This is a genomic window from uncultured Phyllobacterium sp. (genome assembly GCF_902479695.1).
GTDB lineage: Bacteria > Pseudomonadota > Alphaproteobacteria > Rhizobiales > Rhizobiaceae > Phyllobacterium > Phyllobacterium calauticae.
Map to the genome: position 1 here is coordinate 49808 of NZ_CABSQF010000017.1, position 14358 is coordinate 64165.

Here is a 14358-nt window from a genome sequence, read left to right on the forward strand (position 1 = left end):
GTTCAGCAAAAGCCTTCTTGACCGGATCATATTTGTCAGACAAGGAGGATCAAAACCACTTGCTGACGAGGTGATCCGTGGACGAGCCCCTTCGCGACATGCGAACATTGGTCATTCAACTTCGCGAAAGAATTGCTGACCTCATTCGCGAGCAGGCCCTCCGGCCTGGCGATAAACTCCCGACGGAAGCGCAACTGACGGCGCGCTTCAAAATCTCCCGGCCGGCATTGAGGGAAGCGTTGAAACTGCTGGAACAGGACGGATTGATCTACGTCGAACACGGGCGCGGCCGTTTTGTCTCGGCAATTTCCGCCATCCAGATCGACCGTCCTATAACGGTCTTCGAAAGTGTGACGGAAATGACCGGACACTACGGCTACAACACCGTCAACAAGGTCTTGTCCATCTCCGAAGAAGCGCCGGATGCGGCCCTGGCAAAGCAACTGCACCTCGACGAAGGCGCGCGCGTGATCCGGCTCGAACGATTGCGGTTGGAGCATGACGATCCGATAATGTATTGCGTGGATTATGTGCCGCGCAGCATCATAACCGCCCGCCTTTATGACATCGACTGGAGCGGATCGCTGTTGGCCCTGCTGGACCAGTATAAGCAAAGGCCCCGTATGTCGGCCGCGTCCGTTTCCGCCGTGATGCTACCGCAGGATGTCGTGGATCGAAATGATTTGCGCAATTTTGGCCCCGCGCTGCTGATCACTGAAACCTGTTTCAATGCAACGGGAACGCCGGTGGTCTATGCCCTGGACTACCACAAGGGCAGTCATTTTTCATTCAGTCTGGCGCGCAGGTAACGGTGCAATAGCAGCGTCCGGTCGCCGACGCGTTTGCCTATACCGGTCAATGCAGTATTTGGCTCAAGAAATGCCGGCTGCGCTCGTTCTGCGGATTGTCGAAAAAGTCATTCGGCTTGCCTTCCTCGACGATCTTGCCGCGATCCATGAAAATGACGCGATCGGCAACCTGTTTTGCAAAGCCCATCTCATGGGTGACGCAAATCATGGTCATCCCCTCTTTGGCCAGAGACACCATTGTGTCGAGCACTTCCTTGACCATCTCCGGATCAAGCGCCGATGTCGGCTCGTCAAACAGCATGATCTTTGGATTCATGCAAAGAGCGCGGGCAATGGCGACACGTTGCTGCTGGCCGCCGGAAAGCTGGATCGGATATTTGTTAGCCTGCTCGGGGATACGCACACGCTCAAGATAATGCATGGCGATCTCGACGGCTTTTTTCTTCGGCGTTTTCCGCACCCACATGGGCGCCAAAATGCAGTTCTGCAATATGGTCAGGTGAGGAAACAGATTGAAATGCTGGAACACCATGCCGACTTCCCGCCGCACTTCATCGATCCGGTCTTCATCAGCGGTCAACTCAATCCCGCCCACGACGATCTTGCCTTCCTGGTGGGCCTCGAGCCGGTTGATACACCGTATAAGGGTGGATTTACCTGAACCGGACGGTCCGCAGATCACCACCTTTTCCCTGGGAGCGATCACAAGGTTGATATCGTCCAGTGCATGGAAGCTCCCAAACCACTTATGGACGCTGTTCAGTTCAATTTCGACTGATGAAGCGGCGGATTTTGTCATGGCATTTCCCTTGGAGCGAGCATTAGCGTTTCAACGACCGGCCGAACCGCTCTTCAATGCGGGCCTGCACAATCTCGAGGCCGATGGACAGGAGCCAGTAGATCATTGATGCCGTAATGAGCATTTCGATGTGCCTGAATTCTTTCTGGCCCATGGTGCGCGCCAGATACATGATCTCCCAGACCCCCACGACCGATACCAGCGAGGAATCCTTGAGCATGGCGATGAATTGATTGCCGGTCGGCGGAATGATGACGCGCATGGCCTGTGGGAGGACAACCAGAAACATCGTATGATTGGGCCGCAGACCGAGCGCTGTTGCGCCCTCACTCTGGCCGCGCGGTATGCTTTCAATGCCGGCCCGGAAAATCTCGGTCATATAGGCGCCATAACAAAGCGATAGCGCCAGAATGCCGGCCGGGATCGCACCGATCACATAGCCCACCTGCGGCAAGCCCAGATAAATGATGTAAATCTGCATGAGCAGCGGCAGACCGCGGAACAGCGATGTGTAGAAACTCGCAAGTCCGTAGATGACACCGTTCTTGGAGAGCTTGGCGATTGCGCCAATCAAGGCAATGACCGTGGCAATGAAAATTGAGATCACCGATATATAAAGGGTCGTGACGACGCCTTGCGTTATGAGGAAGCCAATCTTCTTTGCAATGAATGTAAAACTGAGATCGAATGAATAGAAGAACAACAACAGCAGGCCGAACAGTTCCGCCCATACGGCGCCGATCTGGTACGTCCTGGGTAAAAGCCCCAGAAGTTTCCAGTTAACTGCAATCAGCAGGGCAAAGCAGATCGCCGCTAAAGCGCGTGTTATCTCGGGCGAGGCTGCAATTCCCGGAGCCAATGAAGGAAACAGGGTCGTAATCCAGTTTCCGCCCACACCCATCCAGTAGAGCATGGCCGCAACAAACACGACAGCGATGACGGCTCCGATGCGTCTTGTTGCCTTTGGGTAGGAAAGAACGAGAGTTGCAATCATTTTGATCCCCATAGTCAGACGGACGATCGTTCTCGCCACCAATCCTGAGCCTGTAGTTTCCAGTAAGTGAGTTGCGCCACCGTCAGCCCGGCCAAGCCTCCAGCCCAGACAAGGCCAAACGGCTTGAACAAATTGTATCGGTCGGATTGTCCCAGGATGGCCTCGGCCACGAGCTTGCCGCCAATGGCGGTCGTGTTCAAACCATGTCCACCAAATGCGGTGCCATACCAGACATTCGACTGCAGTTGCCCGATCTGCGGCATGAGGTGCCTGGCATAGGACATCAATCCAGACCAGGATGTTTCGATCTTAAGATCGGCAAGTTGAGGATATGTGCTTACCATTTCCCGCCGCAGCTCGGCGGCAAGCGCAGCCGGTGACGCTGCCCTTGTGGTAATCCGGCCGCCCCATAGCAGGCGTTTGCCCCCCTCGACGACCCGGTAATAGTCCCCTGCCCTGCGGTTGTCACCCACGGCGTGCGTCGTATCGACGGCCTGCCGGATCAGTTCGGGAGCTTCTTCTGAAAGCATGACGTAGGTCGCGATCGGCAAAAAGCTTCGCTTCAGTTTTGGCAGAAAACCGGTGGTGTAGCCGCCCGTCGTCACAACGATGCAACGCGCCTTGACCTTTCCCGCGTCGGTGTGAACAATCTTTTCAGGTTGGGAAAAGTCGTTGGCAATCGCGGGGCTCGCTTCGAAGATCTTTCCACCCAACCGTTCAATCTCCGCGGCAACGCCGCGCAAATAATTCAACGGATGCATGTGAAAAGCCTGCGGATCGCGCAATGCCTGGAAATATCGCTTGGACCGGAGTTTCGCCTGTACTTCATCACGGCTCAGATAGTCCACGCCATAGCCGAAATCCCGTTGAAGGACTGCAGCGCGGGCTTTCAGAGCCTCCCCATCGTCATATCGCAAGACAGACATGATCCCGTGGATAGGGTCTGCCGACGCAATGTTCAGATCGTTGATCGTGTCGCGTACAAAGTGCATGCCTTCAATGGACAGGGCATGAAGCTTGTGCGCGCTTTCAGGCCCAACCATGCGGGCTATGGCATCGCCGTCATTGGCAAAACCCGAACCGACGAAGCCGCCGTTTCGCCCGGACGCTCCCCAGCCGATACGCTCGGCCTCCAGCACAACGACCGTCTGGCCGGCCCGTGCCAACTGAAGAGCAGTGGTAATTCCGGCGAGACCACCCCCAATAACGCAGGTGTCGCACTCGACAGTGCCCGACAGAAGGGGAAATCGTCTGTCTTCGGCAATTGTCCGTCGATAGAACGTATCAATGTAACTCATTGCTTGCTCGCGGGGGGAATGCGTTTGAAGGATCGAATACCAGGAGGATAGAGCGCGGGTATTGCCACAATCGTCGGCGCCAGCGCTCTTCTTTGTCAGTTGGTGCTATAGTCCTTGCCGTACCATTTGGTGGTCAACGCCGTGAGCGTGCCGTCCGATCGCATGGCCCCGATGATTTCACCGATCTTGGCGGTCCACTCGGGATCACCCTTTTCGGCGATAACGACAAGCGGTTCACGGAAGGCATAGCCGCCATCAAGAATTCGGACGGGATATCCGTTCTTGATTGCGTTCTGTGCTGTCTGCTCCGGGGCGATGACCGCATCCAGACGTACCCCGTCGCCAAGACGAAGATCGTCAAATGGCAGCATTGAATCGGCAAAGGTACGAACTTCACCTGGTTCGACTTTATACTCGACCGGTGGCAGGCCCGGAGCATCGATCTCAAGCTGACGACGGATAAAATCTTCTGACGTCGTTGCCGTCTCGACGCCGATGGTCTTGCCGTTCAAATCCGCGCTCGATTTGGCTTTGCTGGCCTTATGGACGACGTAGACATAAGGGCTGTAGTAATACACCGATGCGAAATCGATAACTTGCGCACGGGCTTTTGTCGGCGTTACGGAACCGACGCCCACGTCATACCGCCCTTGCCAGCGACCGCCCGTCAGCGTAGCCCAGTCCGGGGTCTGGAAGGAGACTTCGACGCCAAGTCGCTTGCCGATCTCCTTGGACATGTCGATATCGAAACCGACCATTTCGTTGTTGTCATCGAGATAACTTTGCGGCGGCCAACTGCTGTTGGTTGCAACCACCATGGCCTTTTTCTGCATTACCCGCTCAAGCGTTGTTCCCGCTTGCGCTGCCGGTCCGAACGAAAGTGCCAATATCCCGGCCGCCAAACTCTTGAATATATAACCCATGCCATCCTCCTGAATGCGACGTCTGCCCCCTGCATTTCAATGCTTATGTAAGACGTCAGACAATGCAGTTCATAGTCAATGACCTATGGAGTCAAGACTGTGCCCGCCATTTTATGCGCAACGCCCGCAAAAGTTGTTGCAATTTGAATATGAGATCATGAGAAATGAAAATGTCATGTTGCGGCTTGAAATCCGCGCTGTTCAGATGATGCGCACAGCTTGCGGAAAAAGGGCACAGGCCAGCAATCGGATCATCGCCCCAAACGGAGCGATGAGGCGCGGCTGAGGAACACAGGGAACCGGAGCCGGCCCATGCCCGGGTTTGATCCCTCACCCTATCTGTACAGAACCTTCGAAGCTGCCATCAAGACGCAGCGTGCGCTTTGCCGGGCTTGGGATCGATCCCAACAGCCTGTTCGCAAAGAGCCACGTGTTTGGCCAGCGCATCGATTGGCAGGAACGCACTGACCGTGCAAATATCGCGCTTTTGGAACTTTGGCATTCCCTGAAGTTCCTTCAGTCGTTCAAGAAGTGCAAACCGGTTCATACTCGTCTCCTTCATCCACTGGTTGGCGTTTGCCCCGACCCCCTTCTCATGTATCCATCAAGCAGCCCGAACTCCGGCTTTCAATGGAATCTCGATGTCGACCTCCAGCATCGAGACCTGATCATCACTGTTCATTGTCACGCGAACTTTTTCCCGATCGATTTGTATGTGCCGTGTGACGACTGCCAGGATTTCTTCCCTTAACAGAATGACCAGGTCGGAATGCCCTTGCGATGCACGTTCATGGGCAAGCAGAATCTGCAGACGTTCGCGCGCCTTGGGTGCCGAAGCCTGCTTATTGAAGAAACGGAAAATGCTCATGCTGCCCTCCGCCGGAATATTTTGCCCAACAGACCACGCTTTTCACTGGGAATGGTGACAGGGATCGTTTCGCCGGCGAGGCGCCGTGCGGCATCCATATAGGCCAAAGCCGGTGCGCTATCCTTGTCAGCCAGAGTTACCGGCGAGCCGATGTTGGATGCGCGCAGGACGTCCTGGCTTTCGGGAATGATGCCAAGCAGCGGAATGGATAGAATTTCGAGAACGTCTTCCACCTTCAACATATCGCCGCGTTCCGCCCGGTTCGCATCATAGCGAGTTAAAAGGAGATGTTTTTCCATTCTCTCACCGCGTTCGGCCTTGAGCGTCTTTGAGTCGAGAAGGCCAATAATCCGGTCTGAATCCCGAACCGAGGAGACTTCCGGGTTCGTGACGACGACTGCAATGTCGGCGTGGCGCATCGCCAGCGTCGCCCCGCGTTCAATGCCTGCCGGGCTGTCGCAAATGATCCAGTCAAAGGATTTCTTCAGATCTTCGATGACCTTTTCCACACCCTCAGCCGTGAGATTGTCCTTGTCGCGGGTTTGAGATGCAGGCAGCAGGAAGAGCGTATCAAGCCGCTTGTCGCGAATGAGCGCCTGGGGCAATTTCGCGTCGCCCTGGATGACGTTGACCAGATCGAAGACGACACGGCGTTCCGCGCCCATGACAAGATCGAGGTTCCGCAATCCCACGTCGAAATCGATGACAACCGTCCTCTCATTGCGCTGAGCAAGTGCCGCGCCAAGTGCGGCGGTTGACGTTGTTTTACCAACGCCTCCTTTGCCCGAGGTAACTACCACCACTTTTCCCATATTTTTTCCTACCTTCCTCGAGCCCTGATTCAACCAAATGCCTCTGCCAGTATGGTGTCTCCCTCGAGCCACAACTGTACGGCTTTCCCGCGAAGCCGAGGTTCCAAATCCTCGGCTGTCTTGTAAAGGCCATCTATGGCCAACAGTTCTGCTTCAAGTTTGCGGCAAAAAATGCGCGCCGATGCGTTTCCGGCCGAGCCAGCCATAGCTCTGCCTCGCAGCGTGCCATAGACATGGATAGAGCCACCCGCGACGACTTCAGCACCCGAGGCGACCGACCCGATGATGGTCACATCGCCCTCCGGAAAAATCACCGATTGCCCCGATCGCACAGGCTCCTTGATGATAATCGACGGCATCACGCGGACCTGAGCTCCACCGGAAGCGTTCGCCGACGTTAAAGGAGGCTTGGCATTTCCGCCGCGTGGTTCGATTGCCGTCGTTGCTGCGGGAGCCTGGAAATCCGTCGCAGATTTCCCGCCCCGCATTGCCGGTGGCATGCCGGGCGCAAGGAGTGACGGGCGGGCACCTTCTATGCCCATGATCGACACCCCGCGCTTGGCAAGCTCTTCGATCAGCAGCGTCAGCCCAACGCGGTCGGTTTGCAGGTTCTCAACGTCGAGAACGATCGGTTTACCCAGGAAGAACCCCGCAGAACGTGATGCAAGGTCGTCCAGTTGGAGCAGCCAACGATCGATCGGCGCTTCGGGCGAAAGCACAAGGGCAAGAAACGACCGGCCTTTGAGGCGTATTGGTTGAGAATCTGTTAGCACTTTGTTCATCTAAGTTAATTTTTCGTTCCGGCGGTATAGGCGGCGAATGGTTAACAGATGGTTAATTTCCCCCGATTTCACACAGGTGAAAATCTGCAATCCGGTCCATGCACGAAGGAAGCAGCCGAGCCTCGCTCGACCGCGTTTATCGGGTGAGTGCTGCCTCGAAAGTTATCCCAATATGATCTGAAGTTTGCCCACGGCGCGATAATCCTATTCGGCGCCGGTATAGGGGAAAGCCGCTAATCCTTCGCAACACATGCGGCCTCCTTTCAGAAGCAACTGCATGTATTATTTGACTCCGAAATTGCGTCCGCTGTATCTATACATCAGGCTGCGCGCTACACTGCCTGCAATTGTTTGGAGGAGGGGGAGACATGAAGCCCAATGTTTCGCGTAGAACCTTTATCAAAGGCAGCGTCGCGGCAGGCATCGCCATCAAGGTGTCTTTTCTCTCAGCGCCGGCGCAGGCTGCACTCATTCAAACGCCCCCCTCACCCGGGCCTGACTGGCTTAAGGCCGACGGTCGGCCGAAATTCCGGCTCGACGCCATCGCCAAGGTCACAGGCGAAAAGACCTTTGCCCGCGATTACCGTGCCCGCGATCTTGAAAACTGGCCGAAGGAGCAGGCGCACGCCTTCATGCTGCATGCGACCAAAGCGGATCGCATATTCGAAGGCATCGACCTGAGCCTTCTCGGCGACGACTTGAAACCTGACCGCCTCGTTCTTCACGAAGATCTCGTTGCCGACAACATCACCATCCCGGGCGACGGCTTTTATGGTGACGTATTCTTCGTGCCAAAAGGGCAAACCGCCCGGCTGCTCGGGCAGCCGGTCGCACTCCTCGTCTATCATGACTTCGCCCGCTACGACGCGGCCAAGCGGCTGATTCGCTTTGACGATACGGTGGTTCGCTATGGCGGCAAGGCGCCTTACAGCCATCCGGCCCACTATGGCGCGGCGCGTTATGTGCGCATCGACGGCGGCACGCCTGATGCGGATGACCGATACTCGTCGCTGAAGGATGCTGTGATCTATGGCGGTTTTGCCGGTGATGAACCGGCGTGGCCGGCTGCGGGCGATGGCAATGCAATGGCGCGCGGCATGGCTGCCGCTGCGCAGATCGAGAAGGAAATCGGCGAAGCCGGCAACGACCTGCTGGTCTTCAAACACAAATACTTCTCGCAGTCGGTCGACGCGTCCGCCATGGAAGCGGACAATGGCAATGTCTGGTACGATGCATCGACGGGTGTCCTTCACATCATGATGGCGACGCAGTCGCCTTATGAAGTGGCCGAGGTCTCGGCCAGCCTCGTCTCCAAATCGAAATTCCATCTCAAGGAAGTCGACCTCAAGGTCGGTTATACCGTCGGCTACGGCACCAAGGATCATTCCATCTTTCCGTTTTTCTGCGTTCTGGCGGGCCTCTATGGCGATGGCCGGCCGGTACGGCTTGCCAATGATCGCTACGAACAGTTCCAGATGGGACTGAAGCGGCACGCGTTCTGGATGGACAACACGCTGGTCGTTGACCGTCAAACCGGCCAGTTCCGCGCCATGACCGGCCATTTCAAGAACGACGGCGGCGGGCGCCCCAACTTCTCGTTTTCAGTGGGCTTCGTCGGGGCAACGGCGGCGCAGTCGATCTACTATCTGCCGAAAAGCGATTTTTCGGCCGCAGCCATTGCCTCGCGTGCTGTCGACGCGGGTTCGACGCGGGGCTATGGCACCCTCCAGTCGATGTCGGCGACCGAGATGATGGTCGATGAGGTCGCCGAAATCCTGAAAATGGATGCGATCGACCTCCGGTTGAAGAATGTTTTCAAGTCCGGAATGAAGAATACACAAGGAGCGATCCCCGCAGGCGCGCTGCGCAACGAGGAAATCCTGCTCAAGGCGCGCGACCATCCGCTGTGGACAAAGCGCGCCGAGAAGAAGGCCGCGTTCGATGCCACCAATCCCGGCAAGCGCTACGGCGTTGGTTACGGTCACGTGCAGAAGGACTATGGCACTGGCGCGGAGTCGGCACTCGCCGCGCTTGAGTTCGATGCATCGGGCCGGATCAGGTTCGCGCATGTGGCACATGAGATCGGGACAGGCACGACCACGTCGCAGGCGATCATGGTTGGCGACATTCTCGGCCGCGTCCCCGACGAGACGGAGTTCGGCAAGGTGCGCTGGCCGCAGATGCCGCTTGAAACCTCCGAAGAGCCATACACCATGTCTCAGGAAGACGAAGACAAGCACAGCCAAAGCCCGCGCTGGACGCCAAGTTTCACCTCGCCGATGAGCGCGACCAACAGCGTCTATTATCTCGGCCATGCCACGCGGCAAGCGGCGCATGCGCTTGTCGACCTTGCTATTTGGCCGGCAGCGAAGTCGCTGTGGTCGCGCGGCATTGGCGGCGGATCGATGACCCCCTACACCGTGCGGCGGGAGGACATCCGGCTTGAAAACGGCCAGGTGAACGCGGGCGGACTGGCGCCGCTCAGTTTCGAGGCGGTTGCGGCCGAAGCGCACCGGCTCGGTTTCGTCACCGGCGTGACGGTCCATACCTTCAACCGATGGCAATGGACGGAAGCCGAATTCGACATCCCGAATGCAGGACGGGTGCGGCTTCCAATCGATGCGCTTGCGGTGAAATATGGCGATGGCGCCTCCGCCGAAACCAGAACGCTCATGACGCTGGACGGCTGGCAGTTCGTCAACCGGGCAGCGGTTCACTATCCGCCCACCCAGCGCAACAATGCCGGCGTCACCTATTATGCGCCGATGGCGACACTGGCCGAAATCAGCGTCGATACGGCGACAGGCGAAGTGACGCTGCTTGCGCACCACTCGATCATGGAGTGCGGAACCCAGGTCGTCCCGGAACTGGTCTCCGGGCAAATCCAGGGAGGCATCGCCATGGGTATCGGCCATGCGTTGAAGGAGTATCTGCCGCTGTACGAGGACGGTCCCGGCGACGGCACCTGGAACTGGAACCGCTACGAGCTGCCTCGTTCCAAAGACGTGGCAGTCTGGACCCAGACTGTGGAAATCCTCGCGCCGCTTTCGGAGACCGACCCGCCCAAGGGTATCGCCGAGGTCGTGATGATTGCGGTGGTGCCGGCGCTTGCCAACGCCGTATCGCACGCCATTGGCAAGCGCTTTTACGATTTGCCGATTACACCGGAAAAGATACGGGGAGCGCTGGCATGACCCTGGTCACAAAGAAGCTGTCGCTGACCGTCAACGACAAGGCGATCGATCCCGTCGACGTGCCCGAGGGCATGATGATGCAGGATTTTCTCTACGAGTATCTCAATCTCACGGGTTCGCGCATGGGCTGCGGGCAAGGCATCTGCCATGCCTGCACGGTGATCGTGGAAAGGGATGATGGTACACTCGATGAGGTGCGCACCTGCATTACGGGTGCGCATTGGTTCAAGGACAAAAAGGTGCGCACGGTGGAGGGGCATGCCAGGCGCGATGCCTCTGGCGCCATTGTCGAACTCTCGCCAATTCAGCAGGCATTCATCGAGAATTTTTCGTTCCAATGCGGTTACTGCACGCCGGGTTTTGTCACCGGTGCAACCGTTTTCATCGACCAGTTGAAACGAAAGCCGATTGCCAGGACCGATCTGGAGCAGGCCATCACTGAAGCGCTTGATAATCATATCTGCCGCTGTACCGGTTACGTCCGCTATCACCAAGCCGTGCGCGACCTGGTGCTGAAGACACCCGGCCTCTTGAAAACCTGAGGGAGTAGTCCATGACGTTGCGTAGGCTACTCTGGATCATGGCGATATTGATCGTGTGCGGCGGTCTGGTTGCGGGCAGCGTTTTTGCCGGTCTGTTCGAGAAAAGCGCCGTGGCCAAGGACATCGAGCAGCCCCTGACTGCGGACCAGATGAAAGCATTGGCGCAACGCGGCGCCTATATCGCGGTTGCCGCGGATTGCTATGCCTGCCACACGGCAAAGGGCGGGGCTGCCTGGGCCGGCGGGCTGCCGATGCAAACGCCGTTCGGCACGATCTATTCCAGCAATATTTCGTCCGACAAGGAGAATGGTATCGGCAATTGGACCCGGTATGAGTTCCAACGTGCTGTTCGCGATGGCATCGGCAAGGACGGGAAACATCTCTATCCGGCAATGCCCTATGCCTCCTACCGGCAGATGACAGCGGAAGACGTCGATGCGGTGTATAGCTATCTGATGACGCGCGAACCCATGCCGGTGAAAAACAAAAGCAACGACCTGGCGTTTCCCTTCAATATTCGCCGCACGCTGACCTTCTGGAATCTTGTCAATCTGCCCGGCGCGGTGCCGGCAAATGATCCGGCCCGATCCGCATTATGGAACAGGGGCCGTTACCTGGCCGATGCCCTCGCCCATTGCGGCGAGTGCCACACACCGCGCAACCTGATGCAAGGCATGGAGCAGACGCGGTATCTGCAGGGAACGATCATTGAAGGCGTCGCAGCGCCCGACATCATGAAGGATGGGCTGACACGCATGGGATTTGACGTCCCCTTGCTGGCGAGCTTTATGAAGACCGGCATTTTCGCCGGAGGTGCGATGACCAACCAGATGTTCGAGGTTGTCCATTTCTCGACACAGTACATGACCGACGACGATATGAAGGCACTCTCGGCCTACCTGTTCAACCTCGATGCCGTGCCGGACCAATCCACACCGCCACCAGCGCCCAAGCCGATCAATGTGGCTCCCGAGCTTACAGCGTCGGCACGGGGAACTTATCTCAACCTTTGCTCGGGCTGCCATGGCGCCCAGGGCGAAGGTATTCCGCATGTCGCGGTTCCACTGGCCACCAACACGTCGCTGCGCATCAATGATGCGCGCAATTTCGTCCGCACAGTCCTGCATGGCATTCCCGCACAACGTTTCCCGGGTCTCGAACGCATGCAGCCGATGCCAGCGTTCAAGGACCAGCTGACGGACCAGCAGGTAGCGGATCTTGCCAACTGGGCACGGGCAACATGGGGTGGCCAGGAAACCAACGTCAAGCCGGCTGATATTGCCTCGATCCGTCACAGCAATTAAAGGCAACTCTGTTGCCAACGGTCGTAAACGACGTGTGGCGCCTGACGGCTTTCCTTTGAGCAAGCCAGTTCGCGCAGCATTCTCCCCAAGCTGGCAATCAGGCGGGGTTGCCCAATCCGCCAAATGGCGAGAGCACCCGATGAACGTCGGCGGCCGTCATGGCCACCGACCGGATGAGTGGTTTTTTTGTCTCAAGGGCCGGCGAACGCACGAACCTCGCACGTGCCTTCCCATCCCGGCATGAAGTCCTTGTGCAGCTGCATGAACTCGACCGCCGACGCTACGGCCTCGTCCTTGTTGCCAAACTCCATGATTGCATAGCCGCCGATGACCTCCTTTGCTTCGACAAAAGGGCCGTCAATGACACTGAGCTGCCCGTTTGCTATGCGCACCTGCGCACCCATGGTGACTGGCGTGAGTCCGCCCATGTCGAGCATGCGGCCAGCCTTGATCTCCCGGTCGGCGAGCTTGTTCATCGCCTCGATGAGTTCCGGCGTGGGAGGTTGGGAGTGGGCGGATGTGACGATTGACATGAATCGCATTTGACAATTCCTCCTTCGGCGAGCTGCGGGCACCATTGCCGCTGAACTGGCTCACTTATCAAGACAACGATCCAGCTCTTGCCAAATCGACATCCGCATTGAAAAAAATCGCACTTGTCTCAAGGTTGAGGGAATACATACTGCAAGATCGGGCTTTTGACACGGCGTTATGGCCGCCAATGCTCCTGTTTCGCGATGCTCGACTATACACGATTTAAAGCCCAGCCCGGCTTTGAAATACCTTCTCCCGTAGGGGAATGCGCGCTAAACACGTACAGATGAGTTGCAGGCGAGTTGGTGGTTTCGCGCCGAATCCAAGGGAAATATTTATGGAAAATTGGGATCCGGCCGTTATCAAAATGCTCAGTATCTTCATGCCGAGCACTTTTAAAAGCCGTGCAGCAATCAAACCGGAATCTCGGTTCGTCCATTACACCACGTCGAAAAATCTGCTCCAAATTCTTGACAGTGAAGAGATCGAGTTCAGAAACACCCGGGATATGAACGATCACCAAGACATCGAGACCGGCTTGGAAAGACTGCAGCATTGGATCAACAATTCAGCCAGTGCTGCACTCGCTGACGCGCTTGATCGATGTGTACCGGGCGTTTGGAACGAAGGCATAAAGAAATTTCAGGACTGGCTGCCGGGTTTGAGAAACGAGACATATGTCTTGTCTGTAGCCGAACACGATCCTAACGAGAACAACACCGGACGCCTGTCGTTGTGGCGAGCCTTTGAAGGGGATGCAACCGGTGTTGCGGTCGTTGTCGACACTTCCCCGTTCATGCAAGTGGCACAGGCGCTGAAAGCTTATTCGAGCCCGGTTGCGTACTGGACAAGACAGCAGTTCGCTGGAGAGTTCGAAACTGTCACTGCGTCCATATTGGACAATCAGCAATTCATATCCCAGACCAACAGGCCCGTACTACGCGAAGTTATATTTTTGATGCTGCTTTTCGCGGCCGTATGTTCCAAACACCCTGGCCTTCGCGATGAGCGGGAATGGCGAGTCTTGACCAACCCGCTTCTGTGGCCTTCGCCCATGCTTATCAAACACAACCCTGCTGTCGAGGGCAGCAACAGAACGATCTATAAACTGCCACTCAAAAATCGGCCAACGGAGAACATCACTGGATTGGAGTTTCCTCAGCTGATCTCGCGGGTCATTATTGGCCCCACAATGAATGCCGAGGTCATCCGGGAAGAGATCGTGTCAAAATTGGCGGAGAAAAACGTCCCGCAACCCGCTGCGAAAGTGATCATGTCAAAATTGCCTGTTCGCGCGAAAGCGATGGGGTAACACAGCGGAACACCAAGCTTGCTTGCCGCGTGGTCTGCCATCCATTGTCGGGCGAAAACTGTACCTTCGCACGCGCCTCTTGTGCCACTCTTCGAACACTGTGTTCAACGCACTTACAACCATTGGTATCCGGCCCCATATTGAGCGCTCCCCGAGCGACGGGGTTTGCTCCTTTTCAGGGATGATA

14 protein-coding genes are annotated in these 14358 nt (G+C 56.8%); 5 read left to right on the plus strand and 9 right to left on the minus strand.

Annotation, left to right across the window (positions count from 1 at the left end; genetic code table 11):
- Positions 1-77: 77 nt before the first annotated feature.
- Positions 78-809 carry a GntR family transcriptional regulator gene (locus RDL77_RS12390; RefSeq protein ID WP_288193047.1) on the plus strand — a complete coding sequence of 244 codons (732 nt, stop codon included), beginning with the start codon at positions 78-80 and terminating at the stop codon, positions 807-809.
- 46 nt (positions 810-855) lie between these two features.
- On the opposite strand, the gene RDL77_RS12395 is transcribed toward RDL77_RS12390, so the two are convergent.
- From RDL77_RS12395 to minC, 8 genes are all read right to left on the minus strand, one after another.
- Positions 856-1608 carry an amino acid ABC transporter ATP-binding protein gene (locus RDL77_RS12395; RefSeq protein ID WP_223614459.1) on the minus strand — a complete coding sequence of 251 codons (753 nt, stop codon included), beginning with the start codon at positions 1606-1608 and terminating at the stop codon, positions 856-858.
- Positions 1609-1630: 22 nt separating this feature from the next.
- Positions 1631-2602 (minus strand): amino acid ABC transporter permease, encoded by a 972-nt coding sequence (locus tag RDL77_RS12400; RefSeq protein ID WP_288193048.1) that lies wholly within the window; start codon positions 2600-2602, stop codon positions 1631-1633.
- A gap of 14 nt (positions 2603-2616) precedes the next feature.
- A complete protein-coding gene (locus RDL77_RS12405) occupies positions 2617-3900 on the minus strand; it encodes an FAD-binding oxidoreductase (protein WP_288193050.1) in 1284 nt (427 codons plus the stop codon).
- Between the two features lie 95 nt (positions 3901-3995).
- The gene (locus RDL77_RS12410; RefSeq protein WP_288193051.1) at positions 3996-4823 is read right to left on the minus strand and encodes a transporter substrate-binding domain-containing protein; all 828 of its coding nucleotides are present in this window, start codon (positions 4821-4823) and stop codon (positions 3996-3998) included.
- 364 nt (positions 4824-5187) lie between these two features.
- Positions 5188-5370: a hypothetical protein gene (locus RDL77_RS12415; RefSeq protein ID WP_223614463.1), complete on the minus strand. Its 183-nt coding sequence runs from the start codon at positions 5368-5370 to the stop codon at positions 5188-5190.
- 57 nt (positions 5371-5427) lie between these two features.
- The gene (gene minE, locus RDL77_RS12420) at positions 5428-5691 is read right to left on the minus strand and encodes a cell division topological specificity factor MinE (RefSeq protein WP_223614464.1); all 264 of its coding nucleotides are present in this window, start codon (positions 5689-5691) and stop codon (positions 5428-5430) included.
- Positions 5688-6503 carry a septum site-determining protein MinD gene (gene minD / locus RDL77_RS12425; RefSeq protein WP_223614465.1) on the minus strand — a complete coding sequence of 272 codons (816 nt, stop codon included), beginning with the start codon at positions 6501-6503 and terminating at the stop codon, positions 5688-5690. Before minD ends, minE begins: the two co-directional genes overlap by 4 nt.
- Before the next feature lie 29 nt (positions 6504-6532).
- Positions 6533-7285, minus strand: coding sequence for a septum site-determining protein MinC (gene minC / locus RDL77_RS12430; protein ID WP_288193052.1), 753 nt, complete (start codon positions 7283-7285; stop codon positions 6533-6535).
- Between the two features lie 368 nt (positions 7286-7653).
- Here minC and RDL77_RS12435 point away from each other — a divergent pair, with 368 nt between their 5' ends.
- Genes RDL77_RS12435 through RDL77_RS12445 form a run of 3 tightly spaced genes read left to right on the plus strand, consistent with a single transcriptional unit; the run spans position 7654 to position 12325 of the window.
- A complete protein-coding gene (locus RDL77_RS12435) occupies positions 7654-10479 on the plus strand; it encodes a xanthine dehydrogenase family protein molybdopterin-binding subunit (protein WP_288193053.1) in 2826 nt (941 codons plus the stop codon).
- Positions 10476-11021, plus strand: coding sequence for a (2Fe-2S)-binding protein (locus tag RDL77_RS12440; RefSeq protein WP_288193055.1), 546 nt, complete (start codon positions 10476-10478; stop codon positions 11019-11021). Before RDL77_RS12435 ends, RDL77_RS12440 begins: the two co-directional genes overlap by 4 nt.
- 11 nt (positions 11022-11032) lie before the next feature.
- Positions 11033-12325, plus strand: coding sequence for a cytochrome c (locus RDL77_RS12445; protein WP_288193056.1), 1293 nt, complete (start codon positions 11033-11035; stop codon positions 12323-12325).
- 191 nt (positions 12326-12516) lie between these two features.
- On the opposite strand, the gene RDL77_RS12450 is transcribed toward RDL77_RS12445, so the two are convergent.
- Positions 12517-12867 (minus strand): YciI family protein, encoded by a 351-nt coding sequence (locus RDL77_RS12450; protein WP_223614470.1) that lies wholly within the window; start codon positions 12865-12867, stop codon positions 12517-12519.
- Positions 12868-13196: 329 nt separating this feature from the next.
- Here RDL77_RS12450 and RDL77_RS12455 point away from each other — a divergent pair, with 329 nt between their 5' ends.
- Positions 13197-14171: a DUF2971 domain-containing protein gene (locus RDL77_RS12455; RefSeq protein WP_288193058.1), complete on the plus strand. Its 975-nt coding sequence runs from the start codon at positions 13197-13199 to the stop codon at positions 14169-14171.
- Positions 14172-14358: the final 187 nt, after the last annotated feature.